A 24,206-nucleotide genomic window follows, 5' to 3' on the forward strand; every position below is an offset into this window, starting at 1 on the left:
TGCAGTACCTGTGGGAGCGGGTTCACCCGCGAAGAGGCCCTTAAAAGCGACCTAGTTCACCAAGGCATGCTGCACCTCGCCCACCGTCGCCGCCAGGCTGTTCAGGTGCAGGCTCAACACCCGCTCCACCGGCGCCTGGTCCAGCGGCCAGTGCAAGGCAATGCTCCCGGCCAACTGCCCCTGCACCCGCACCGGCAAGGCGATCGCCCGGATCAGGAACGGCAAGCGCACTGGATACTCCCAATACCCCTCGGTGCGCTGCCCGAAGCCCTTGTGCGCATCCCCCTCCAGGTCACGCAGCAGCTCTTCACCGCCCACCCGCTCATGCCCAGCCAGGCGCCGCACCTCGTCCACCGCCAGCTCCTTCAGACACGCCCGGCCCATTGCCGAATGGAACAGGCTGGCATGCTGGCCGACGATCTGGCAGTTGTTCGGGTAACGCTTGCGCAACACCTGCGGAATCGCGCTTTCCATCACCTCCAGCCGCTCGCCGTCAAAGCACGACAGGTCCACCACCAGCCCGGTGCGCTCGCTCAGTTCCAGCAGCAGCGGCGCGGCGCTTTCCACCAGCTGGCGCTTGAAACGCTGCTGGCGGTCGCCGAACAGGCGGCGGGCGCACAGCCGGTAACGCCGGTCGCTCAGGCCGCGGTAGACCCAGCCCTGTTCCTGCAAGGTGGCAAGCATGCGCGAGGCCGTGGCCTTGGGCAGGCCGGTGAGGTAATGCAACTCTTCCAGGCCCAGGGCCTGATGCTCGCCAAGCAGTTCGACGATGGCCAGCGCGCGCTCCACCGAGCGCACGCCACCGCTGTCTGTCGCTGTGCCCATGTATCCGACCTCCCTGTCTGTGCGTGGATGGTCATCATGCCCAGCAAGATACGGGCCGGGCCAGCCTGTTCAGCGTGCCAGCAGGCTTGGCGGCGGGCGCCGTTCCACCCAACGGGTCAGCTGTTCATGGGCGTAGGCCAGCTGCAGCACGGCATGGTCGGCCTGGGCCGGGCCTATGATCTGCAGGCCCGTGGGCAACCCGGCGGCATTGAAACCGACCGGTACGCTCATGCTCGGCAGGCCAGCCAGGGTCGGCCCGATCACCACCTCCATCCAGCGGTGATAGGTGTCCATGGTCCGTTCCCCAACCTGATTCGGCCACGCCTCGGCTGCGTCGAAAGGGAACACCTGGGCCGAGGGCAACAGCAGGAAATCGTAACGCTCGAACAGCCTGTTCAACGCCTGGTACCACGCGCTGCGGTCCACTGATGCCTGATAGACAGCGGCGGCGCTGAGCTGCAAGCCGCCCTCCACTTCCCACTGCGCCTCGGGCTTGAGCAGCGCCCGCTTGCCCGGGTCGGCATAGGCTGCCGCCAGGTTGCCGTGCACCAGGAAGTGGCGGTGGGTGAGCCAGCATTGCCACAACCGGGCTTGGTCGAACGCAGGCTGGCAGGCCTCGACTTCACAGCCGAGCTCGGCGAAATCGGCCAGGGCCGCCTCGCACAGGCCCAGCACGCCGTCTTCCATCGGCAGGTAGCCGTCGTAGTCACCCAGCCAGCCGATCCGCGCCCCCTTGAAGTCACGTTGCAGCCCGGCCGCGAAATCCCGCCCGCCGTCATTGAGCGACAACGGCACCCGCGGATCATGCCCGGCCTGCACCGTCAGCAAGCGGGCGACATCGGTGACGCTGCGCCCCATCGGCCCCTCAGTGGCCAGTTGCTGGACGAACAGCTCCGGTGTCGGCCCATAAGGCACCCGCCCCAGCGATGGGCGCAGGCCGAACACGTTGTTGAACGCCGCCGGGTTACGCAGCGAGCCCATCATGTCGCTGCCATCGGCCACCGGCAGCAGACGCATGGCCAGCGCCGCCGCCGCGCCACCGCTGCTGCCACCGGCGACGCGGGTGAAGTCGTAGGCATTGGTAGTGGTGCCGAACAGCGTGTTGTAACTCTGCGAGCCCAGGCCGAACTCCGGCACGTTGCTCTTGCCGACGATGATCGCCCCGCTCGCCCGCACCCGCGCCACGCTGATGGCGTCGTGTGCCGGCACCTGCTCGGCGAACAGCGGCGAGCCCAGAGTGGTGCGCAGCCCGGCGGTGGCGGCCAGGTCCTTGATCGCCTGGGGCATGCCGTGCATCCAGCCGCGTGACTGGCCACGCGCCAGTTCGGCGTCGCACGCATCGGCCTCGGCCAGCAATTCATCGGCGCCGCGCAGCGACACCAGCGCATTGACCTGCGGGTTGCAGCGCTCGATATGGCCCAGGTAAGCCTGCATCACCTCGCGGCACGCCACCTGACGGGCATGAATGGCCCGGGACAGGGCTTCGGCGTCGAGGGCGACGATCGGGTCGATAGCTAACGCGTTCACGGTTTCACTCCAAGGTTGTAGGCGACGGACTTACCGGCGCGCGGTGCTTCTTTCAGGCAATAGGTGCCGAGCAGGGTCAACAGGCAGGCGAACAGCACGTAGAACGACGGCGCCACCGGGGTGCCGAGCACCTTGCTCAGCCAGGTGACGATCAGCGGCGCGAAGCCGCCGAACACCATCACCGCCACGTTGTAGGCCACCGACACCCCAGTGGAACGCACCTCGACCGGGAACTGCTCGGCGAGGGCGGTCGGCGCCGGGCCGAAGAAGCCGCCGATGGCGCTGCACAGCAGCAGCTGCATCACCAGCAGGCGCTCGATCGACGGCGCCGCAGCCACCCATACATACAGCGGGTAGACCATGACAAAGAACGCCAGGGTGAAGGCCATCAGCACCGGCCGCCGACCAAGCCGGTCCGACAACGCGCCGGCCAGGGGAATGACCACGGTCATCAGGCCCACCGCGAGCATCTGCACCAGCAACACCTGGTCCAGCGGCAGGCCAAGGTTCTTGTGGGCGAAGGTCGGCATGTTCACCAGCACCACGTAGAACGACACCGTCGCCCCGCAGGCCAGGCCCATCGACACCAACAGCGCGCGGCGGTGCTCACGCAGTACCTGGCCCAGGCTCGGCGCCTGGCCCTTGGCCTGCTTGCGTGCTTCCAGAAACTCCTCGGGCTCTTCCATGTGCTTGCGAATCCACAGCCCCACCGGGCCGATCAACAGGCCAAGCACGAACGGGATCCGCCAACCCCAGCTGTCCAACGCCTCAGGCGTGCACAGGTGGGTGACCAGCGCGACCATCGCCGCCCCGGAGAACACCGCCAGGCACTGCCCCACCAACTGCCACGAGCCGTACAGGCCCTTGCGGTTGGCCGGCGCGCTCTCCACCAGGAACGCCGTGGCACTGGCGTACTCACCGCCGGTGGCAAAACCCTGCAGCATGCGCGCGACCACGATCAGCAGTGGCGCGCCCATGCCGATGGCCAGGTAGTTGGGGGCGAAGGCGATCATGGCGATCGACACCGTCATCAGGCGGATGATCAGCTGCATCGCTGCCTTGCGCCCCTTGCGGTCGGAATACACACCCAGCAGCACTCCACCCACCGGGCGCATGAAAAAGCCCACGCCAAAGGTGGCCAGGGCCATCAGCAGCGAACTGTATTCATCGTCCGAGGGGAAGAACTGGCGAGCGATGATGCTCGCCAGAAAGCCGTACACGATAAAGTCATACCACTCCAGCGCATTGCCGATGACCGCCGCGACCACTTGCCGGGTACGCGACGCGCCTGTATTGGAAATCTGCATGCGGAACACTCCATCTTCTGTTCAAGTGATCACCCAGGCGCAGCCGCGCCCGGGTTCCAGCGGCAGTCGTCAATACAGGGGAAGTCAGGCCGGCTTGAGCCAGCTCTCGGCCATGGCGCCCCAGTAGGCGGCGCCGGTCAGCAGGATGTCGTCGTTGAAGTCGTAGGCCGGGTTGTGCACCATCGGCCGCTGCACCCCGTTGCCGATGAACAGGTAGGCGCCCGGGCAGCGCTGCAGCATCCAGGCGAAGTCCTCGCTGCCCATCAGTTTGCGGGTGTTGCCGTCGACCTTGGCTGCGCCTAGCAGCGCTTCGCCGACCTGCTGGGCGAAGGCGTTTTCCGCCGCATGGTTGACCAGCACCGGGTACGCCGGCCGATGCTCGATGCTGGCCCTGCAGCCAAAGCTTTCGGCCTGGCTGACGATGATCGCCCGCACCCGCTCCAGGGTCTGCGCCCGCACCTGGGCATCCAGCGCCCGCAGGCTCAGGCGCAGCAGCGCCTGCTGCGGAATCACGTTGGCCGCCTCGCCCGCCTGCAGCGCGCCGACCGTGACCACCGCCGCCTCCTGGGCATCGATATTGCGCGCTACCACAGTCTGCAGCGCCATCACCACACTGGCCGCCGCCACCAGCGGGTCGACTGTCAGGTGCGGCATCGAACCATGCCCGCCAACGCCCTCGAGGGTGACCGTCAACAGGTCCTGCGAAGCCATCATCGGCCCCTCACGGAAGCCCAGGTGCCCTGCCGGCAAACCCGGCATGTTGTGCATGCCGAACAGCGCATCACAGGGGAAGCGCTCCAGCAGCCCATCGGCGAGCATCGCCTCGGCCCCGCCCTGGCCCTCCTCGGCCGGCTGGAAAATCAGCGTCAACGTGCCATCGAACTGCCGCGTCGCCGCCAGGTAGCGCGCCGCACCCAGCAGCATGGTGGTATGGCCGTCGTGGCCGCATGCGTGCATGCAGCCCTGGTGGCGGCTGCTGTAGGCGGCGCCGGTGGCCTCGTGGATCGGTAACGCGTCCATATCGGCGCGCAGGCCCAGCTTGCGCGGGCTGCTGCCATTGCGCAGCACCCCGACCACACCGGTCTTGCCAATGCCGGTGTGCACCTCGTAGCCCCACTGTTGCAGCAGCGTGGCGACCAGGGCCGAGGTGCGGCTTTCTTCGAAACCGAGTTCAGGGTGAGCATGGATATCGTGGCGGATGGCGTGCAGGTCGCTGGCCACGTCGTTGAGCCAGGCCAGGATGTGCTGGTGTTGCTGCATGGGGAATCTCCTCGCGCGGGTGGGTCCCGTTCTTGTTGTTCGCTTTGAGATCACGACGGGGAAGGCAGGTCGTGCTTGGCGACAGATAAGCGCGAGTGGCGAGGGAGTACAAACGAATGTGGTTCCACCCAGTGGAACCACCTTAGAAAAAGTGATTGTAGAGCGCGTAGCCACCCGCCAGCACCCAGAAATTCAGGATGATCATGGAGAGGCTGCGCCCTTCATAGATATGACTCCAGGGCACCACATGGACCAGCTTCTCTGGCGGTACGCTTTTCAGGTAACGGTGGCGGATGATGAAGTAGAGCATGCTGATCACGGGGTAGACATAGACAGCTATCAATACGGCATTGAGGCCGGCAAAAAGCGCCAGGAACGCCGGCGTGAACAGGTAGGCGCACTTTACCCAGAAATCCATTTCTACGAGGTGCTCGTGCACATCACCACCGGGGTGCGGTGGCTTTTTCTTGCGTTTGGTCGTCCCTGCGGGCATTTGAAACTCCGTTTGAACTCAGGTCATTTCAAGGGCTGGCGCGATCCCTGTAGGAGCGGGCTTGCCCCGCGAACACGGGCGAAGCCTGTGCCATCCAACACATTTTTCACCGGCCACCCGGCGTTGCTGCAATGCACTCCGATCGTGTCACGTCACATGCTCAGTCCGTATTCAATCGTAAATACCTTGACCCAAGGCTTTCTGGATGAACATATCCTGCAAATCGCCCTGAATTTCCTCTCCATCAAGGCGCACAACGCACTCACCCTCAAAATCACCCGGGAAGTGGACACCATCCAGAGTCTCCAATAGCACAGAGGCGCTATCGGCAATCACCACCTTAAGGAATTCGACAACATCATGCCTTTGCCCGGCACTTAACAACGCAAGCGCATTGCGCGCGCGAGCATAGGCATCCTGCTCTCCATCAACGGGTCTGGTGAGTGCATCCTTGTAGTGGTGGAAATGCTCACTGAACAGTTCGGAAAAAACAGCATCTACAAATGCCTGGTTACTCATGGTCAACTTCCTGTCTACGCCTTAATTACCCTCGAACAGCCCAATATAGCGTAAGCCGTTGTAGTGCTCTTTCAATGGCGTCGAAATATTCAAGCTGCCGTCAGAATACCAGAACATTGCATTCATCTTCACAATGCCGAGCCTGGCGCACATGGCTTTGACCCTGCTCCACTCGCTTGCATCGATTGCGGACTCGCCCAGCATGGCGTCAATCTCCACCAATACTGGCTTGCGTGGAATGATGCCGATGAAATCCTCGTCATACCAGCGTTCGCCAACATCGGCACAAAACTGACAGACTGGGTATTGGGGGTCGTCAATTTCATAATCGCTTGAGTAGTCGATTTCAAAGTATTTCAGGTATTCTTTTTCGTCGGTGAAATTCACGCCTAGCCAGAGGTGAACCCTGTTAAAACGATCAACATCGTATTTATCTACGACCTCACCTTGTTCGCCAATCATCCTCTGAGCCTCAATTTTAATTCAACGAAATCCAGAATATCTATCGATCGATGCCACTGCCAATCACCACCCGCTTGAAATGAACCTGCCCGCCAGCGATAGCAAACATCAAGGCTTAGCAAGGAAAGATTCCTGCTTTATAGCTGGCAAGTAACTGATCGCAGTGAGAAGACACAAGACCTTTTACCAGAGCATCAGCAATCAAACCGATATCATCACAGACGTAAGCGGCAATGTCAGCGTCTTCGGTGAGGCGAAACATAGCCTTGAATGCAAACTCCCTCAACGAGGTAACATCAGCTTCGGCCATTGGGTTTTGATAGCTCATTTCACGCAGTGCTTCAAATGCACTTCCCCAGGCATTGTCAAAAGCAGGTCGCTCACGCTTATCGAGCAAGGCCTCCCAGTCTTCGACACCTGCTGCAATAGCCTCGAAGAAGCCTTTTCCATGGATCAGATGTGTGAACGTAGCCAAGTCTTTCAACCGCTTAAGCTCCTCTCATCCTTAGTCAAGAAAATCGTCATACTCGTGGCAATGTAGGACAGCGCCAATATATTCATAAATTATTCCTCAAAGCAACCCAGCAATTAATCGCAACAAAACCTCGCATGTAGCCTGGGCAAGAATGAAGTCCTACTCATATGCAATACATATCGCCACGATACCGCGATCCCCATGCCCCATCAACTAACCCCTGTAAACATAAATCTTCGAATCATCATTAAAAAAACACAGACCAACCAAATCATCGCCATATCGCTCTACAAATATTTCCGTACCAGGCATGCTGTTAGTGGCATATACAACCATTGAAGACACCTGCCGACCTTCATACTTATACTCATAACACCAGTACTCGCCATCATCTTCTAGGCGACACGAGATATATGGATCTCCATTTTCAAAGACAACACCAGAGACGCGAACCGCTTCTCCATCATCATTAAATCGAACTGACGACCTGATCCGACCCTCTTCCTGATATATTTCAGTTTCTATTACCGTCGAACTCACACCGTATATATCTGACCTATAAAATCCTCCGGCCTCAGAACAATAAAACTTAAAGCAATTTTTTTGCTATTTGGCTCATCATCTAAAATAGGAGACGGAGTCTCTCCGGCCAACTCTAGTCCAAAAGGTACTATTGAAAAACTAGGACCCTTCGACCATTTTACACCCTCACCTTTGACCTGCTGCGCACACGAAATTTCAGGAGGGTCCATTTCAAATTTAGACTGTAAATTTTCGAATAAAACCTTGAATTTTGCGGGAATCATAAGCACCTCCTAACAGCAAACTTTTTGCCGTTATTTAATTGTTCTGGCAGATGGCCTGGCCCTTGCCGCCGGTGTGGCTGTGCACCTGGCCATAGACGTTGTAGGTGAAGGATTCTTTGGTTCCGTCCGGATGGGTGATGCGCAGCACTTCCCCGTCCGGTTTGCGCTCCAGGCTGGTGGTCTGGTTCAGCGCATCGGTCACGGCCACCAAGTGCTGGCGCTCGTCATAGCGGTAATAGGTGCTCTTGCCGGAGCAATCCTGATAACGCTCGACCTGGGCCAGGGTGTTCCACCACAGGTACTTGGACTTGTAGGTCGCATCGATGATGGTGTGCGGCAGGCCATCGTCGCTGTTGAGGTACTCGGTCATCTGGCCGAGGACATCGAATTCGGCGAGCAGGTTGCCCTTGTCGTCGTAACGCGCTCGCCAGGTGCTGCCATCCGGGTAACTGACCTGGGTCACCAGCGTCGTCAGGTGGTGATACTCGTAGGCGGTCTTGCGGCACAGCGGATCGGTTTCTTCGAGCAGGCGGGCATATTCGTCGTACTTGAAGGTCAGGCGATTACCGTCCGGCAAGTCGAGGCCGACCATGTTGCCGTTCTCGTCCAGCGCGATGGCGTAGCGCTCACCACCGTAGTCACGGCTGGCGACCACGCGGTGGTCGGCGTTACTGGAATGACTGAGGCTAGCGCCTCAGCCCTCCAACGTTAAGTTATTAAAGATCCCAGCCACACTGAATCCACTTAAAATGTATGACACCGGAGGAAATATTAAAGCCAGAATTTACTGACAATCTCGCCAAAGCGCTAAAGCCAATAAATGCTTTCAGCCTTCAGGGCACCACCTCACACACTTACTGATCAACTTGATCCTCATAAATCAAGGACTCAATAAACTCATGAAATGACAACGAAAGAATCCTTTGGGCATTGATGTGATTTAGATGCATATCAATACCTGGCTGAAAAATGTCCACCGCAAAATAAATCACCTTGCCCTCATTTTTATCAAGGCAAATAAAATTACCCGCCTCATCTACGGCAAATGGCACCAAGTGTGTGGGCAAGACATTCCTGCTCACCATAAACCTGAAACAACCACCTATGCACTTAGTCTCATCATTGTCTACAGCCCCACCACTAGCAATACTCTTAAAATCCTCAACTCTAATCGGCTCATAATTTTCGTCTTCCGCCCAAAATGTCCGATTAGGCTCACCCCCATTGAAGGTCAGGTATAGCGCCCTAAATTCGGCAGGAAATCTCATACCGATTTCAGACTCAAGTGCATCAACATCAAGCCCAGAAATAGCGACATCAGAATTGAAGAGTTTAAAATCATCCACTACATAGCCCACAGCAAGTTGTAGGCGTTGACTTTTGTGGGCGACTCTTCAGCCCCCTTGCCCTGAGAGATAGCTACAGCTTACGGCATCCCGTAAGATCCAGAAGGCAAGCCGAAATGCTTCTCCAATTGTGCCGCCGACCCTATACATGGCAACAACGCCAAGCCATTAAAAATTCCGACCACACAATCCATATAGAAAGCATCATTCCTCAAAAATCCAAATCTGAGCTTTCCGATTACTTATACTAAAACCACAAAGACTTGCCAACCTGCTGGCATAACGTGCTACCACTCAAGATTCAACCACACCATCACAATTTAACGCCCTAAAGATTTGATAATAATACTTATCCCCGACCACGCCAAACATGTTAATAGCGATTACTCTCGAACAAATAATCGCCATGCCATGCACTTTACCCAAACTCATTAACCACATAATATTGGCGCAAAGCATAATACCCAAAACTACCACGAGGTTCTCCAGCAACAGTATCTACCGCAGCACATTGCGCGTCCTCATGCAAGGCTGATTCGTCCCGCTTACCGAAATGTGTCTAACGGGGATCACTCCGACCAGAAGGCCTCGCAATTATACAAATAGCATAGGCCGTTCCAGCATTACACTTTCTATATAGATTCCTCCACCTTACTGGGCAAAGTCCAAAACGATTTTTTGCAGCTTTTTCAAAAATCAACGTCCGATTCATGCTTTAGGCCAGAGACAAAAGCATCAAATGTCTCAGCAAGCCAGCGATAAGCATTTAATTGATTCTCAGTAATAGTCAAATCTGAGTCAAAAGAGTCGGTTGCATAAAAACAGACACCTCCATCGACCAAGTCAAGACAGAAAAAATTACCACCATCATCAATAGCAAACGGGAGCAAGGTTGCCGGTATAACTTTTCGCCCTGTCATTGCCATATAGCACCCGCCTAGATACTTTGTATCAGAAGCATCTTGAGCGTCAGACCGGGCGATGGCTTTAAACCTCTTTAATCGAATTGCTTCGTTTTCGTCATCACCATCCCACCAATCTCTATCAGGCACGCCGCCATTATGCTTCAAAAAGAACTGTTTGAATGAGTCAGGCAAATGAGTGGAAACCTGACTCTCAAGAACCTCGACATCACTTACTTCAATAGCCGACTCAGATCTTGACAACTTTATTGACATGACAAACCTCTCAAATCAGCATGTTCCGGTATTAGTTTTTGGAGCACGACCTTTAAGCCAGCCTTTATCTTGAGCAATAGCAATCGACTCTGGCTTGCCATAACGACCCGAGCGCAAACCAAAATGCTTTTCATATTGGGACACAGAACCGCCATGCGGGAAAGTCGCTTCATGCGCCGACGTTTTAACAAGCTGCATAGTCGTCTTACCCGTCTTGGGATCGAAGTCATCCACATGATGCCATGTATAATCATCGACGGCAGGATTAGAAGCCTTTATTCCAGCCTCTTTAAATGCTTGTGTAAAGTCCCGCGGCCTTGAACCCTGCATGGTTATCGTCACAATATTTTTCTGATTTCCGGTCACCGGGAACAGATCAGGGGAACCAGTAAAATCAACACCTTTATACGCCCACCCCCACGGATCGATCCATGTGCATGGATTTGGTGCATAACGATAGAGATTTGCGCCGCCCAACAACCCTACTGGATCCTGACTAATGAAACGGCCACTTTGCGGAGCATAGTATCTAAAAGTATTGTAATGCAGGTCCGTTTCGTCATCGAAGTACTGACCTTGGAATCGTAGATTCTGATCGACTTCACTAACGGCTAGCTGCTCCACAGCCCCCCACGAGCGATACGTCGCCTGCCAAACGATCTTGCCATCGCTATCCGTCAGCTCAAGTGGCGTACCAATCTGGTCAGTATGGAAGTAGTAGAGCTTCTGCTCTTCCCCTTCAATCTGATCGACCCGCGCCAACGGCGCATAGCTACTCGGCTCATACAGGTACAGGATGCTCTGCCCAGGCGTCTCTTCCCGCAGCATCCTCAAGCCTTGCCAGAGGAAGCGCTTGTGCTCGACTACGCCGTTGATCTCAGCCTGTTTGGCCACCCGCCGCCCAAGGCTGTCGTAGCGATACTGCCCGGTACTCTCCAGCTTGCCATTGACCACGGTTTCAGCCCGAACCAACCGGTTCTCGCAGTCATAGGCAAAGGTCTGCAGCTTGCTGTGCCCCGAGCGCTTCTCGATCAGGTTGCCCCAAGGGTCGTAGCGATACTCCTGATCCCGCCACTGCTTGATCCGGTTGTCCTTGACCTTGTCAAACTGCCGGGCATTGAAGTTCAGGCGGTTCGCCGCCGCGTCGTAGCGGAACTCTTCGCCGCCCACCAGCGAGCCGGTATCACGGCTGCGCAACTGGCCGTTGGCTTCATATTCGTACTTGATCTCGCCGCGTAGCTTGTCGAGGGTACGCACCAACTCACCGGCCGGGTCATACTGGTAACGACGGTGAATCGGGTTGTAGACGTGCTCCACCAGCAGCGAGGTATTGATGCCAGTGTTATGTACCTGCGAAAGCTTGTCTGCGGGCAAGGTCGAGGCAAACTGCCAGGCCTTGCGCCCCATCGCGTCATAGCCAAAGCAACTGGTGAGCTTGCCCTGGGTGCGATAGACCTCACGGTGCAGGTCGTCGCGCTCCATGTCGCTGATTACCTGACCGTCCAGATTCAGCTGGTGCAGGTGCCCGCTGCCGTAATACAGGTGGTTGACCTTGCGGCCATCTGGCAGGGTCAAGGTGGTCAGGTTGCTGAGCGGATCGTACTCGTAGCCCAGTGTCCCATCGGGCGTGATTTCCTGCGTCAACCGGCCCAGCAGGTCGTAGGCGTACTCCAGCTTTTCTTCGGTTACCCCAAGCTGCTTGCCGGTACCACTCGGGTGGCGCTCAATGCTCAGCAACCGGTCACCGTCGTCGTAGGTGAACTGCTGCTGCGCATCGCGATTGAGCTTGGCGATCAAGCGGCCAATGCTGTCGCGCTCGAACAGCGTATGCCGCTCCGGGCGCTCGGCATTATCGCCGTAGCCAATCTCATCCAGCCGGGTGAGATGACCACCGACGTTGTAGCTGAAGCGTCGGGTCAGGTTATCCACCCGCACCTCTTCGCTCAGCCGATCCGAGGCGTCGTAGGCAAAGCTGTACGTCGCATTGTTCTCGTTGACCAATGCAGTCAGGCGCACGGCTTTGTCGTACTCGTAACGTACACGCTGGCCCTTGGCATCCTCGCGGCTGCTCGGCAGCCCACGGGCGGTGCGCATCAGGCGGATGGTCTGGCCCTTGCCGTCGGTGTGGCTGAGCACCTGGCCGTAGACGTTGTAGGTGAAGGTTTCCTTGGTGCCGTCCGGATGGGTGATACGCAGCACTTCCCCGTCCGGTTTGCGCTCCAACGAAGTGGTCTGGTTCAGCGCATCGGTCACCGCCACCAGGTGCTGACGCTCGTCATAGCGGTAGTAGGTGCTCTTGCCGGAGCAGTCCTGGTAACGCTCAACCTGGGCCAGGGTGTTCCACCACAGGTACTTGGACTTGTAGGTCGCATCGATGATGGTGTGCGGCAGGCCGTCATCGCTGTTGAGGTATTCGGTCATCTGGCCGAGGGCATCGAACTCGGCGAGCAGGTTGCCCTTGTCGTCGTAACGCGCCGTCCAGGTGCTGCCGTCCGGGTAGCTGACCTGGGTCACCAGCGTGGTCAGGTGGTGGTATTCGTACTGGATCTTGCGGCCCAGCGGATCGGTTTCTTCGAGCAGGCGGGCGAACTCGTCGTACTTGAAGGTCAGGCGATTGCCTTCTGGCAAGCTCAAACCGACCATGTTGCCCTGCTCGTCCAGGTCGATGGCGTAACGCTCGCCACCGTAGTCGCGGCTGGCGACTACGCGATGATCCGCGTTGTACTGCACTTCCAGTTCGCGGCCGAGCACGTCGGTGGCCCAGCTGGTGCGGGCGTCGAGGTCGTAGCGGAAATGGTAGTGCTCGCCATCGCTGGTCCAGTGCTCGACCACCCGTGGTTTATCGCCCTGGGTTTCCCAGCGGTAGTGGCAGCCCAGGCCCAGGGCGTTGCTGTGGGTCACCATCAGGCCTTCGGCGTAGCTGAAGCTGCGCACGGTATCGCCGTTGCGGTTGATGACCGTGGTCAGCTGGCCGTGTTCGTCGTAGCGGTACTGGGTCAGCGTTTCGACGGCCTGGTTGTCGACCACGCGCTTGATGTCGGTCAGCCGGCCCAGCGGGTGGTCGTAGTGCAGGTGCACGCGGGTGCCGCCGGTGGCGCTGATGTCGGTCAGGGTGCCATCGGGGGTGCGGGTGAAGTGCAGGAAGTGGCCGAGGGCGTTTTCGATGCGTTGCAGCGGGACTTCGGTGTTGCTGTCTGGCACCTCGCCGAAGTAGAAGAACAGGTTGTCGAGGGTCTGCAGCAGGTAGTGGCCGCCCTCGGTGCACACCAGGTACACCTGTTCGTGCGGGTTGTAGATGCGCTCGCCCGGCTGCAGGGTCACGAACGGGACTTCGCGGCCCTGGTTGTCAGTCAGGTAGATGAACGAGCCCTGGCGGCGCAGGCTCTGCTCCCAGGGCAGCACCCAGCCGCGGCCGAGCACGCTGTCGACGGTAAGGTCGCTGGCGTAGAAGCGCGACCACTCGATCGGCATCAGGCCGGGCAGGCTGAAGTCGATTTCATCGGGGATCAGCTTGCGGCCGGTAGTGAGGTCGACCGGATTGCCGATCAGGCCACCGATGGCTTTGCGTGCCACGGGCTCGATCACGTAGCGACTGGCGACTTCACCGGCGATGAAGCCTGCGGTGAACTTGAGGGCGCAAGGCATGATGGCTTTCATGCCGGCCTGGGTACCGGCCTTGATCAACTGGGCGATACCGCCGGCGGCACCGGCGATGGCCATCAGTACATCCACGGTGGTACGCAGCCATTGCGGGATTTCGTCGTCGACCGGCAGGTAGCGATAGGTACCGCCACCGACGATGACGTTATCCGAACCACCGGAGATGGTCGCACCGCAGGTCAGTTTGTCGCCCTTGCGCGCAGCGGCGACGCTGTTGATGAAGACGTTGGTCGAGCCTTCGGCGATCTGCACCGGCCCGGGGTGCTTGTCGCAGGCACCGATGCTTTTTTCGACGCGGGCGGCCTTGCGGCTGTTGATGAAGACGTTGGGTGAGGCAGTGGTTATCGTCCCTGAGGGGGACGAGAACATACTGCCTATCGCCTCTCCGGCGGCGGTCAGCAAGCTGCCTCCGATACCGGCCGCGAGGCCGGCCAGCAAGGCCACGCCGAACCCGCAGGTGAAGGTGGCGATGGCCACCGTGGCCACTAGCGCGATGCCCAGGGCAGCTCCGATCAGGAAGCCGCCCAGCGCGCTGGTGTGCGAAATGTCGTCGCCAAACCTGGCCGCTTCGAACATGAAGGGTTACTCCTGTTCGCCGGGCTCGGCGCTGGCCGCGACCGGGTTGCGCGGGGTGAAACTGGCCAGCAGGTTGTCCCAGTCCTGGTTCTGCTGGGCACTGAAGTCAGCTTGTGCAGTCGTGGAGAAGATCAGCGCACGCCCGGGGCTGATGATGAAGGCGGCCTGGCGCTGGTACAGCGGGCGGCCCTGGTTCATGTAGTAGGCGTCAATCTGGATGCCGGCGACCGGCACGGTCGCCGAGAGCAAGACGGCTTTGTTGCCCATGCGGGTGTAGCCGCGCAGCTTCGAGGTGAGCATCTTGATCTGGCGGTCGACATAGGCCTGCAGTGCTTCGTCGGGCAGCAAGGTGTCACGCGAGATGGTGATGCTCAACGGTGCCGGGACACTGGCACCAAGGACGAACATGTTGACCGTGCGGTCCTCGAAACCTGTCGGCAGTGCGATGCTGCCTTCCTGCAACTCGTAGTCCATGCGATGAAAATTCCTGATAGCAAAAAGAATGGGGGTCAGCGCAGCGCGAAACCATCGAGCATGCGGTCGAACTCGGCCAGCCACTGGCTCAGGCCAGGGTTGGTCGGGTCGATCACGCAGGCGAGGTCCAGCCACTGCGGCATGTCGCTGCCTTCGACGGGAACCAGAGTACCGACCAGCCGACCGTGGCGCGGCTCATGGCCGGCATTGAAGTGGAAATCCAGCGCCTTGGCCGGGCTGCCCGCTACATGGCAATCGCGTTGGCGAATAACCCGCAGTTGCGGGTTCTGCTCACGCAAGGCCTGAATCGCGGCCTCGAACAATTGCGCCAGGGACTGCTGGGCACGCACGTCGCGACGGCGAATATTCAAGGAGACTGGCTCGCCTTCATGCTCGAGGGTGGTCTGGATGTCGCGAAAACGAAAACCGGCCGGGAACTGGAGGTTGAATCCGCCGAAGGTGAAGCCGCTGGCCACATCCTGCAGCGCCACAGGGACCGGTTCTGGCTCTGGTTCCGGCTCGGCCGCCTTGGCTGCTTCCACCAGCTTGGCCAGGCGTGCCTCCTCCTCCAGCGCTTCGCGCCGCGCGGAGATCCGGTCGTAGATCGAAGGTTTGTACATGGGCCTGGCCTCAGTCGTTGATCCGCACCGGGGCGCCCGTGATCTTGGTGATGTCGGTACTGGTGGTGGTGATGACCTTTCCCTTGATTTCGATGCCTTCCGGGGTCAGCGTGATGCTGCTGTCGCCGACCTGCAGGATGATGTGCTGCTTGGCCGCCACCTGAATGAACTGGTTGTCCACCTGGAGGGTGTAGGAGCCGTCGGTCACTTGCACCACGGTGTCTTTCTTGACCGTTTCGGTGTGGGTGCCACCCACCGTGATCGAACGGTTGTTGCCCACATCATGGGTCTCATCCAGCTCGATCTCGGTGTCCATGTTGCGCTCGGCATGCATGATGATCTGCTCGGCGCCGGCCTTGTCCTCGAAGCGGAAGAAGTTGGCGGTACCGCCGTCGCCCTTCATCGATCGGGTCAGGAAGCCACTCTGGGTCTTGTTCGCCGGCAGCGACCATGGCGGCGTGTTGCTGCTGTTGTACAGGCTGCCCATGATCAGCGGGCGGTCCGGGTTGCCGTCGAGGAACACCACCACCACTTCGTCGCCCACACGCGGGATCTGGATGCTGCCGAAGCCGCCGCTGGCACCGGATTGGGCAACGCGTACCCAGCAGGAGCTCTGGTCGTTGAACTGGCCTTGCCGATCCCAATGGAACTGCAATTTCACCCGACCCAGCTCATCCGTGTAAATTTCCTCACCAGGTGGGCCGACAACAATGGCGGTTTGTGGCCCATTGATTGAAGGTTTGCGGGTGCTCAACTGAGGCCGGTAAGGAATTTTTTTTCGGACGCATACAAATTTGTTGAAGTAACCGGCTTGGTCGCCGGTCATGTAATTATTGCTGCCGCGGTGCTCAACGCTGATCAACAAAAACTGCCGGTTCTCAGCGTCACCCAGATCGTGCTCGTAGTGCTGGGTCAACTCAAAGGTATAACCAGGCTTCATGGCGCGGCAATTGCTGTCGCCATAAAACGTCTTACCGAGTAGCTCAAGCGCCTCAACACGATTGCGCACCATGGACTCGCCATCTTCGTAGGTGCCATGCGTGTATTGCCCGGGGAAATCATAGATTTCAAAACGCTCTACATCACCTTGCTCGTTAAGGCTCTGCATGGTCACCGGAAGAAAGTTACGAGGCTGACGATAGTCAAAGGTCCGTACGGCGATTTTGCCGGACTGAAGCTGACGCGTGGCGCGCCACTGCATGATCGAATCTGCGGTCTCGGTCACCGAAGCGCTGTGGAAACGAATCTGCGGTTGTTCGGGCAACGGTAGCAACGTGCTGGAATCATCAGTGATGATCAGTGTGTGCGAGTCCGCCGTATGCTCGAAATAATAAAACAACCCTTCGTTTTCGAGTAACCGCTGGACGAAGTTGAAATCGCTCTCTCGATACTGCGTGATATAACTGTGCTGCTTGAGCGCCTTGCCAAGGCGAAACTCATACTTTGGCAATGTACCGAAACCCGCGAACACTTCACTGACGACATCCTCTACGGTTTTACTCTGAAAGATGCGTGAGTCGTACCGACAGGTCAACATCCACAACCAAGGGCTCAGTATCGCAGCATAGCGGACATAGCCTCCATCGCTGCCCTGGGAACTGAACCGGTTGATGTAGCCATTTACATGACGAACAGTGCCATCGGCAAGCTCGATTTCAAGCGTGGCAGGACGACCGATTAGCGACTTCAACTTGACATTGGCCGTATCGCTCAACAATGCAAGATCGAACTGATACAGCCGCGACAGCCCTTCATTACCTGAAAAATTTTCAAGCACAAAACTTTCCACGCCCGACGTGGCGTGAATGTTAAGTTTGAACAAGCGCCTGTTTTGTGGATTCAACAGGGATGAGATTGAGAAATTTTCCATTAGCATGATCGTCCTCCAAGCTTATGCGTGGCAAGCCTTATTGGCTGTGCTTAATCGCGAAGAGTCTACCGAGCAGAGAATCTGCGCGCTTTGCCCGTACACCCTCAATATCCATGAAGGTGTATTGGCACCCTTCGCTTGCTTCCTGCTGCCTGAGCGCCCGAAGCGAGGAAATACTATGGCGACAGTAAAACACCATATAGATTGATATTGACACCGCCAAAACAATTACCCCCATATACAGGGAGTCGTATTGGCGAAAAACCGAATAAACCAAGCCGCCTGCAGTTGCACTCACCCCTGCCATCCATGGGCTGTGTGAAGGCGCCTCTTCCAGTACCTCAACGCGCCCTCCTACCACCTTGAGGAGTTGCCGCTCGACGGGTCGCTGGCGCAGCACGACATAGGCGATTGCAACAATGGCAAATGGCACACAACTCAGCGCAACAGCAGCAACCGGGTCCAGCTTTGCACGCTTGTAACTCACGACCAGTATCAGCACAAATGCCAACATCGGCGTCACAAACAAATTAGTGAACAATCGAAAACTAGCGTACGTGGTGAACCGCTCGGTGCGATAGGCACAGAGTACAGACCAATAGATACAGACCAGCAGGGTAATGATCGCCGGCACGAAAAACACCTGTGGCATGATGCCAGCGGCAAAAGCCGCAAACATAGAGTAAAAGAACCCTGCCGCCAGGATTTTTGCAAAAAACCTCTCAAGCTCAATTGCCAACATACGCTAGTCTTTTCCAGTCAAGAAATTGCCAATGGCCCTGCCCGCCCCTGTTTCTTCATCGCTCATGACCAGCTGCACCACGACACCGGCAATCCAGCCCACGGCAAGCACGACGATGGCGGGCCCACCCACGAAAGTACCAATGACCCAACCGGCCGCAAATGCCGCCGCGTTCGTCGGCTGACTGTAAGCAGATCGTTTGAAGAAGTCTTCGACACTGGTTGCATCATGAGCATCCATGAAAAGCTGTGGGCCAAACGCCAGCGCGGGCCCTGCTTTGTTCAGTACTTTTCCGACGCCGCGTTGCCCATAACCATTATTATCGACATGAGCCAACCGGCTGAGTTCTTTTGAAGTCCCATATGCAGGAAGGTGAATCACATCGCCAACGACCTTTCCGGCCACACGATAAACATTGGCTTTTGCTGTAGCAGGAATTTCAAAAAAAAGATTACCACCTTTGCTGACGAGCTTTATGCGCCCACGAAATGCACGGCGTGGAGAAACGCTTCCCGGCTTTCCACGTGAAGAGGCCCATCGTTTCAATTGTTTTTTAGTGGCGTCGGTCAAGTCCAGCAAGTTCTCCACCTTGGTGGCCTGGGCGCCCGAGTGAACAATGCCCCCTACGCTGGCAAGCGTGCCAGGCAGGTTCGTGGTGGAGAATAACAAGGGGCCCACGACCGGGATCAACTCGGCCTTCTGTTTCAGGGCCAATAATTGTTCCGCACCCGCCGCACCGGAAGATTTGGCTTCGCTGAGCAAAGAGCAGAGCAGCGCAAGATATTCTTCGCTCTCCGTTTCGCTCAGGTCACTTTCCGGATTACTGAGCTCGGCAATTAAAAACTCCATGCCGCTGATAGAGTCAATCGCATACGAACCGCCGATATCCACCGTGGATGGAAACGCGCGAGCTGCAACGTCGCTGGGCCAAGGCAAGGCACCGTCACCTAATAACCCGTCCTGAGGGCCGACGCCCATTGGATCAGCTGCGGTACAGGGGTAAATGCTGTTCACACTGTCCCCCGCACAACTGGCAATGGTGTGTTTGGGGCAAGGTCAATGAAGGCAGCGTGGTTACCTGGCAACATACATAGCTCCATGCTCACTAAATTCCTGTCTCAGCCCGCTCAGGCGGGCGCGGTGATATCACGCAATAGGCGGTGCGACCAAAGCAGTGCAGCGAAGTTCCCGGTAAAAAATGAAAAATGCCAACTGCATCACAGTTCGTAATCAGCCTGACTAGAGCCGGAGAGAAAACACCGGAACGCGCTGGCTTGTCAACCTTACATGATGCCGAGCAATATCATATTGATATCAATGACCACCCGAATACCCTGGATTGTAGGGGTGACATCATTACGCTGCCCATTCCGAGAATGGTCAATGATTAAAAACAACCCCAAAATATATCGATACAACTAATACCCAGATATCTTCGTGCTTCAGAAGCAAATCCCGATCTTGAATTTTCAGGTCGATCATGCTCATTCGTTGCTGTGGGTTGCGCTCATCCATGCGAACATCCTGCTGAACCTGCTACTCACAGGCAACGACCCATGCAGGCGGCAGTAAAGACCAGACCGATGCAGCAAGGAACGCTGAGGCTATCGTGAAGAATCATGCCGAACTCCATGTAAGATCCCCAGTCCTTTTCAAACTGGCGGGCATTGGCCTGGCCCTCTGCCTGCTGGCTGTGGGTGCACTTGGCGTCTACGTGCTCTGGACAGAAATCGTCCCGCTTTACGGTCGCATCTACCGGCATGCACCGGTCGTGGAAACGCCCCTGATGTCATTCTTCGTGATCTCGGCATTGCCGTTCACGCCGATGATGGCCGTGGGGTGCTTGATCGCCGCCTGGACCGGCCAGAAATTCGACCCACCGAAGAAGTCCTGGCTCTACACGTGGCAATTGCGCTCGATTCAACTGACGGTCGCACTCATGGTCCTGGCACCTGTCGTGATCGCGCTGACCGCTGCCACACTCTCCGCCAAGGGCTACTGGTCTTGCCCCAAGCTGCGTATTTCGGGCTCCGGATGGCAGATGTTCTGGGTAAACGACGAGCGCATGTGCTTCACACCAGATAGCTACATCAACGATAACTGGCCATGCAAAAACGTGGACACCAAGAACATCTGCATCCAGGTGGATGGCCGCTAGCAGTCCGCCTCCAAGGTGCTTCCCAACATGAGATTCAATGACACCTACACCAGCCGAGCGCACCGTTTTTCGCTAGGGATAGAACTGGCTAGCCAGCAGTGCTACCTGTCCATCCCGGTCAGCAATGCCATGGTCGATTACGAAGAGTATTACCGCATCGACAAGGCGCGATACGAGGCCTGGTTGCAGGAATCATCAGCAGCGCTGCCCATGGTCGTTCGATGCCGCCGCCGCGAACTGGACCATGCGCTGCTGATGCAACCTGGCGCCCAACGTGGCACAGCTGACCCGTGCACTTGGGATCTGACGGAAGTCTGCGCAGTGCTGACGCGAGTAGCCACATTGCTGCTGCGCGATGGCGGCCACTCAAGCTGGGCCGACACGCTCACGGGCTACTGCTCGCGGCTGCACAGCGATCCCGAACAAGTGCGCCTGAGCGTTTTTGCAATGCCTCGCGGCATGGGCACACTCAGCGATGCCGTGCTGTATGAAGATGGCGCGCTGTCAGTCGAAGCCACCGATGAATTGCATGCCTTGCTCGGGTGGTTGTGGGAGTGGGCAATCGAGGGTCGCATGGTGGGCGCAAAGCCGCTGTAAGAGCCCGCACGAAACCGCTTCGTGCACGCCATATTCCGTCGCATTGCCATCATTGAAACTCGCCGCGATGGAAGTCGAATGCCGACGGCATGACGTAAGAAAAATGAGACCCGCTTCACTTTTTAAAAAAAACTTTTAACGCCAATTTTTACCGTTCTCTTAGCACTTCAGCCCCCTGACTTTAGGGGCCAAAGCCCCATTTCCCGCGCTCGAAACCGACCGCCAATGGCATGGCGCCATCATTGCGTCACATCACAAAACAGGGAAAAAATCGCGCCCCTCGCCGGAACTTCTTCCGCAGCGGGGTGCCCTACTCGGCATTGCTGGCAACACGATATTCATGTGCCAGCACTCAAATTGCCGCAGCCGAGAGGCGCGATTTTCAGGTCCACGCCATTGGCGTTTCAGGACGATCAAGCAGGCTCATGGACGATGTACCGATGACACAGACATTCGATGTCGAAGCACTGATCAAGCTGCGTAGCCAGACGCGGGCGATCTCCGATGCGCTGAAGGCGCAGGCGGCGGATTACCTTGCCACCGTGGCACCGCTGATCCGTCCGCAAACCCTGTTTGGCGAATACCTGCAAGGCGCCCAGCGCAGCAGCGGGCGCGAAACCCAGGGCCATTTCCAGTCGTTGATCGAACTCTACGAGCGCATCGGCTCGGCCGCGCCGTTCCAGCTGGTCAGCGAGCTGGAAGTGCCGCTGAACCTGATCAGCACCACCCCCGAACTGTTCCCGCTGGAATACGACAAGGTCCTCGAGCAGAGCGGCCAGGTCATTCGCATCACCAGCCCGACACGCTGGGTGGTGGGCTTCCACGCCTTCGACCTGGCGCAGTTTCGCAACGTCATCAAAGACCCCAACCGCAGCAGCGCCGAGCTGTACCGCTTCGTGGTGCACTACCTGGTGCTGTTCTACTGCCTGAGCAAGTCGCCGGGCCTGGGCCGGCTGTTCGAAGGCCTGCGCTACGGGCTGAGCTTCGAGCGCCTGAAGGGCTTTGGCGACCTGCCGTTCTGCGTCATCAGCTCGCCGGTACGCTCGGAACTTCCGGACGATTCGGTCATCCGTAGCAGCACGCAGATTGCCGGCAACACCAGCTTCGAAGAGCTGGTTGGGCGCGACAACATCCTGGAAATGAACGACGACATCCGTCAGCGCCTGCTGCTGACGATCGAAGGACTGTAACGCGCAGGGCCCGCTGGCGGGCCGCGCAATGATTCGCAGCGAATTGCTCGCACTGGAGAACACGATGGCGAAGAAGGAAAGCACCCAGCACAAACTCGACCGCGTTCGCGCGCCTCGGGTCCATATCACCTACGACGTGGACATCGGTGATGCCATCGAGAAAAAGGAGCTGCCCTTTGTCGTTGGCGTGCTGGGCGACTTCTCTGGCAACCCGCTGGAGCCGCTGCCCAAGCTCAAGGACCGCAAGTTCGTGTTCATCGACCGCGACAACTTCAACGGTGTGCTCAAGGGCATCAAGCCGCGCCTGACCTACCGCGTCGACAACACCCTGGCCAAGAACGGCACCCAGCTCGGCGTCGAGCTGAACTTCAACAGCCTCGAAGACTTCGAGCCACAAAACGTGGTCAAGCAGGTCGAGCCGCTGCGCAAGCTGCTGGAAGTGCGCAACAAGCTGGCCGACCTGCGCAACAAGATGGGCGGCAACGACAAGCTCGAAGAGCTGCTGATGGACGTGCTGCAGAACACCGAGAAGCTCAAGACCCTGGGCAAGGAATTCGGCCGTGAAGCCGAAGTGAAAGACCCGTCCAGCGACGATCGCGCCTGAGCAGGAGCCCGAACATGACTGACAAGCAAACCGCACCGCAACAGGCCGGCGACCTGGTCGAAGTGGAAAACTTCGCCCCGCAGCCATCGCTGCTCGACAGCATCATCTCGCAAAGCCGCGTGGCCCGCTCCGACACCGAGCGCAACCGCACCCGCGACCTGATCGGCGAGTTGGTGAACCAGGTGCTCGAGGGCGAGATGACCCCGAGCAAGGACCTGATCGCCGTGCTCGACTCGCGCATCGCCGAAATCGATTCGATGCTCTCCGAGCAGATGAACGAGATCATGCACGCTCGTGAATTCCAGCAGCTGGAAGCCTCCTGGCGCGGCCTGAAGTACCAGGTCGACCAGACCGAGACCAGCACCACGCTGAAGATCCACCTGCTCAACGCCTCGAAAAAAGACCTGGTGCGCGACCTCAAGGCTGCCAGCGAATTCGACCAGAGCGCGCTGTTCAAGAAGGTCTACGAAGAAGAATACGGCACCTTCGGTGGCGCCCCGTTCGGCATGCTGATCGGCGACTACGAGTTCAAGCGCAGCCCCGAAGACATGTACCTGCTCGAAGAGATCTCGCACGTCGCCGCCGCGGCCCACGCACCGTTCATTTCGGCGGCCTCGCCCGAGCTGTTCGGCTGGGACTCGTTCACCGAGATGTCCGGCCCGCGTGACCTGGCGAAGATCTTCGACACCGTCGAATACGCCAAGTGGAAGTCGTTCCGCGCCTCGGAAGACTCTCGCTATGTCGGCCTCACCCTGCCCCACGTACTCGGCCGCCTGCCATACGGCCCGGATACCACGCCGGTGGAGGAATTCAACTTCGTCGAAAGCGTCGACGGCCGCGACCACAACAAGTACCTGTGGATGAACGCCGCCTACGCCCTTGGCACCCGCGTCACCGATGCCTTCTCCCGCTACGGCTGGTGCGTGGCGATCCGCGGCGTTGAAGGTGGCGGCCTGGTCGAAGGCCTGCCGACCCACACCTTCAAGACCGACGACGGCGAAATCGCCCTCAAGTGCCCGACCGAAATCGCCATCACCGACCGTCGCGAAAAAGAGCTGTCGGACCTCGGCTTCATCCCCCTGGTGCACTGCAAGGGCACTGACTACGCGGCCTTCTTCGGCACCCAGTCGGCGCAGAAGCAGAAGCAGTACAACACCGACATCGCCAACGCCAACGCACGCCTGTCGGCGCAGCTGCAGTACATCTTCGCCACCTCGCGTATCGCCCACTACATGAAGGCGATCATGCGCGACAAGATCGGCAGCTTCGCTTCGCGCATGGATGTGGAACGTTTCCTCAACCAGTGGCTGGCCAGCTACGTGCTGCTCGACGACACCGCCAGCCAGGAGGCCAAGGCCAAGTTCCCGCTGCGCGAAGCTCGTGCAGAAGTGTTCGAAGTGCCCGGCAAGCCAGGTGTGTACAAGGCCGTGACCTACCTGCGTCCGCACTACCAGCTCGACGAACTGACCGCCTCGCTGCGCCTGGTCGCCGAACTGCCGCAAGGCGCCCGCGGCTGA

At 58.2% G+C, this 24,206-nt stretch carries 23 protein-coding genes and 1 pseudogene; 5 read left to right on the forward strand and 19 right to left on the reverse strand.

Features of this window, described 5'->3' with window-relative positions; translation table 11 throughout:
• Positions 1–51: 51 nt before the first annotated feature.
• The 19 genes and pseudogenes from J7573_RS16415 to J7573_RS16505 all read right to left on the reverse strand — a co-directional run bounded on the left by J7573_RS16415 (position 52) and on the right by J7573_RS16505 (position 19,655).
• Positions 52–825, reverse strand: coding sequence for an IclR family transcriptional regulator (locus J7573_RS16415; protein WP_294337322.1), 774 nt, complete (start codon positions 823–825; stop codon positions 52–54).
• Positions 826–894: 69 nt separating this feature from the next.
• Positions 895–2,352 carry an amidase gene (locus tag J7573_RS16420; RefSeq protein WP_294337323.1) on the reverse strand — a complete coding sequence of 486 codons (1,458 nt, stop codon included), beginning with the start codon at positions 2,350–2,352 and terminating at the stop codon, positions 895–897.
• Entirely contained in the window at positions 2,349–3,659 is a 1,311-nt protein-coding gene (locus J7573_RS16425; RefSeq protein ID WP_294337324.1) for a citrate-proton symporter, read from the reverse strand. Before J7573_RS16425 ends, J7573_RS16420 begins: the two co-directional genes overlap by 4 nt.
• 84 nt (positions 3,660–3,743) lie before the next feature.
• Positions 3,744–4,919, reverse strand: a complete 1,176-nt coding sequence (locus J7573_RS16430; RefSeq protein WP_294337327.1) for a M20 aminoacylase family protein — start codon at positions 4,917–4,919, stop codon at positions 3,744–3,746.
• A 142-nt stretch (positions 4,920–5,061) separates the two neighbouring features.
• A complete protein-coding gene (locus tag J7573_RS16435; protein ID WP_294337329.1) occupies positions 5,062–5,412 on the reverse strand; it encodes a hypothetical protein in 351 nt (116 codons plus the stop codon).
• 171 nt (positions 5,413–5,583) lie between these two features.
• Positions 5,584–5,931 (reverse strand): hypothetical protein, encoded by a 348-nt coding sequence (locus J7573_RS16440; protein WP_294337331.1) that lies wholly within the window; start codon positions 5,929–5,931, stop codon positions 5,584–5,586.
• A gap of 21 nt (positions 5,932–5,952) precedes the next feature.
• Positions 5,953–6,393, reverse strand: coding sequence for an immunity 22 family protein (locus J7573_RS16445; RefSeq protein WP_294337332.1), 441 nt, complete (start codon positions 6,391–6,393; stop codon positions 5,953–5,955).
• A gap of 115 nt (positions 6,394–6,508) precedes the next feature.
• A complete protein-coding gene (locus tag J7573_RS16450) occupies positions 6,509–6,877 on the reverse strand; it encodes a hypothetical protein (RefSeq protein ID WP_294337336.1) in 369 nt (122 codons plus the stop codon).
• A gap of 527 nt (positions 6,878–7,404) precedes the next feature.
• Positions 7,405–7,674 carry a hypothetical protein gene (locus tag J7573_RS16455; protein WP_294337338.1) on the reverse strand — a complete coding sequence of 90 codons (270 nt, stop codon included), beginning with the start codon at positions 7,672–7,674 and terminating at the stop codon, positions 7,405–7,407.
• Positions 7,675–7,729: 55 nt separating this feature from the next.
• Positions 7,730–8,344 (reverse strand): annotated as a pseudogene (locus J7573_RS16460) (RHS repeat domain-containing protein); the annotation flags it as partial.
• 184 nt (positions 8,345–8,528) lie between these two features.
• Positions 8,529–9,020 carry an SMI1/KNR4 family protein gene (locus tag J7573_RS16465; protein WP_294337340.1) on the reverse strand — a complete coding sequence of 164 codons (492 nt, stop codon included), beginning with the start codon at positions 9,018–9,020 and terminating at the stop codon, positions 8,529–8,531.
• Between the two features lie 689 nt (positions 9,021–9,709).
• Positions 9,710–10,198, reverse strand: coding sequence for an SMI1/KNR4 family protein (locus J7573_RS16470; RefSeq protein ID WP_294337341.1), 489 nt, complete (start codon positions 10,196–10,198; stop codon positions 9,710–9,712).
• Between the two features lie 15 nt (positions 10,199–10,213).
• Positions 10,214–14,434, reverse strand: a complete 4,221-nt coding sequence (locus J7573_RS16475; protein ID WP_294337344.1) for an RHS repeat-associated core domain-containing protein — start codon at positions 14,432–14,434, stop codon at positions 10,214–10,216.
• A 6-nt stretch (positions 14,435–14,440) separates the two neighbouring features.
• A complete protein-coding gene (locus J7573_RS16480; RefSeq protein ID WP_294337346.1) occupies positions 14,441–14,908 on the reverse strand; it encodes a DUF1795 domain-containing protein in 468 nt (155 codons plus the stop codon).
• A gap of 35 nt (positions 14,909–14,943) precedes the next feature.
• The gene (locus J7573_RS16485) at positions 14,944–15,528 is read right to left on the reverse strand and encodes a DcrB-related protein (protein ID WP_294337348.1); all 585 of its coding nucleotides are present in this window, start codon (positions 15,526–15,528) and stop codon (positions 14,944–14,946) included.
• 10 nt (positions 15,529–15,538) lie between these two features.
• Positions 15,539–17,404 carry a type VI secretion system tip protein TssI/VgrG gene (tssI, locus tag J7573_RS16490; RefSeq protein ID WP_294337350.1) on the reverse strand — a complete coding sequence of 622 codons (1,866 nt, stop codon included), beginning with the start codon at positions 17,402–17,404 and terminating at the stop codon, positions 15,539–15,541.
• Between the two features lie 31 nt (positions 17,405–17,435).
• Positions 17,436–18,140: a hypothetical protein gene (locus J7573_RS16495; protein WP_294337353.1), complete on the reverse strand. Its 705-nt coding sequence runs from the start codon at positions 18,138–18,140 to the stop codon at positions 17,436–17,438.
• A 3-nt stretch (positions 18,141–18,143) separates the two neighbouring features.
• Positions 18,144–19,154 (reverse strand): hypothetical protein, encoded by a 1,011-nt coding sequence (locus J7573_RS16500; RefSeq protein WP_294337356.1) that lies wholly within the window; start codon positions 19,152–19,154, stop codon positions 18,144–18,146.
• Positions 19,155–19,520: 366 nt separating this feature from the next.
• Positions 19,521–19,655, reverse strand: coding sequence for a hypothetical protein (locus J7573_RS16505; protein ID WP_294337357.1), 135 nt, complete (start codon positions 19,653–19,655; stop codon positions 19,521–19,523).
• Positions 19,656–19,749: 94 nt separating this feature from the next.
• Here J7573_RS16505 and J7573_RS16510 point away from each other — a divergent pair, with 94 nt between their 5' ends.
• The 5 genes from J7573_RS16510 (at position 19,750) to tssC (ending at position 24,206) form a co-directional block, all read left to right on the forward strand.
• The gene (locus J7573_RS16510; protein ID WP_294337360.1) at positions 19,750–20,298 is read left to right on the forward strand and encodes a hypothetical protein; all 549 of its coding nucleotides are present in this window, start codon (positions 19,750–19,752) and stop codon (positions 20,296–20,298) included.
• Positions 20,299–20,325: 27 nt separating this feature from the next.
• Entirely contained in the window at positions 20,326–20,895 is a 570-nt protein-coding gene (locus J7573_RS16515) for a hypothetical protein (RefSeq protein ID WP_294337363.1), read from the forward strand.
• A 440-nt stretch (positions 20,896–21,335) separates the two neighbouring features.
• Complete coding sequence (locus J7573_RS16520; protein ID WP_027917412.1) at positions 21,336–22,085, forward strand: hypothetical protein; 750 nt, start codon at positions 21,336–21,338, stop codon at positions 22,083–22,085.
• 64 nt (positions 22,086–22,149) lie between these two features.
• A complete protein-coding gene (gene tssB / locus J7573_RS16525) occupies positions 22,150–22,689 on the forward strand; it encodes a type VI secretion system contractile sheath small subunit (protein ID WP_028697264.1) in 540 nt (179 codons plus the stop codon).
• A gap of 14 nt (positions 22,690–22,703) precedes the next feature.
• Complete coding sequence (gene tssC / locus J7573_RS16530) at positions 22,704–24,206, forward strand: type VI secretion system contractile sheath large subunit (protein ID WP_294337376.1); 1,503 nt, start codon at positions 22,704–22,706, stop codon at positions 24,204–24,206.

It is taken from the genome of Pseudomonas sp. (assembly GCF_017744435.1).
In the GTDB taxonomy this organism is placed as follows: domain Bacteria; phylum Pseudomonadota; class Gammaproteobacteria; order Pseudomonadales; family Pseudomonadaceae; genus Aquipseudomonas.

Coding starts and splice junctions, on each gene's coding strand:
- tssC (WP_294337376.1), top strand. CDS start 22,704: ATGACTGACAAGCAAACCGCACCGCAACAGGCCGGCGACCTGGTCGAA.
- J7573_RS16480 (WP_294337346.1), bottom strand. CDS start 14,908: ATGGACTACGAGTTGCAGGAAGGCAGCATCGCACTGCCGACAGGTTTC.
- J7573_RS16505 (WP_294337357.1), bottom strand. CDS start 19,655: ATGGATGAGCGCAACCCACAGCAACGAATGAGCATGATCGACCTGAAA.
- tssB (WP_028697264.1), top strand. CDS start 22,150: ATGGCGAAGAAGGAAAGCACCCAGCACAAACTCGACCGCGTTCGCGCG.
- J7573_RS16475 (WP_294337344.1), bottom strand. CDS start 14,434: ATGTTCGAAGCGGCCAGGTTTGGCGACGACATTTCGCACACCAGCGCG.
- J7573_RS16445 (WP_294337332.1), bottom strand. CDS start 6,393: ATGATTGGCGAACAAGGTGAGGTCGTAGATAAATACGATGTTGATCGT.
- J7573_RS16515 (WP_294337363.1), top strand. CDS start 20,326: ATGAGATTCAATGACACCTACACCAGCCGAGCGCACCGTTTTTCGCTA.
- tssI (WP_294337350.1), bottom strand. CDS start 17,404: ATGCTAATGGAAAATTTCTCAATCTCATCCCTGTTGAATCCACAAAAC.
- J7573_RS16495 (WP_294337353.1), bottom strand. CDS start 18,140: ATGTTGGCAATTGAGCTTGAGAGGTTTTTTGCAAAAATCCTGGCGGCA.
- J7573_RS16520 (WP_027917412.1), top strand. CDS start 21,336: ATGACACAGACATTCGATGTCGAAGCACTGATCAAGCTGCGTAGCCAG.
- J7573_RS16455 (WP_294337338.1), bottom strand. CDS start 7,674: ATGATTCCCGCAAAATTCAAGGTTTTATTCGAAAATTTACAGTCTAAA.
- J7573_RS16435 (WP_294337329.1), bottom strand. CDS start 5,412: ATGCCCGCAGGGACGACCAAACGCAAGAAAAAGCCACCGCACCCCGGT.
- J7573_RS16430 (WP_294337327.1), bottom strand. CDS start 4,919: ATGCAGCAACACCAGCACATCCTGGCCTGGCTCAACGACGTGGCCAGC.
- J7573_RS16470 (WP_294337341.1), bottom strand. CDS start 10,198: ATGTCAATAAAGTTGTCAAGATCTGAGTCGGCTATTGAAGTAAGTGAT.
- J7573_RS16425 (WP_294337324.1), bottom strand. CDS start 3,659: ATGCAGATTTCCAATACAGGCGCGTCGCGTACCCGGCAAGTGGTCGCG.
- J7573_RS16485 (WP_294337348.1), bottom strand. CDS start 15,528: ATGTACAAACCTTCGATCTACGACCGGATCTCCGCGCGGCGCGAAGCG.
- J7573_RS16440 (WP_294337331.1), bottom strand. CDS start 5,931: ATGAGTAACCAGGCATTTGTAGATGCTGTTTTTTCCGAACTGTTCAGT.
- J7573_RS16415 (WP_294337322.1), bottom strand. CDS start 825: ATGGGCACAGCGACAGACAGCGGTGGCGTGCGCTCGGTGGAGCGCGCG.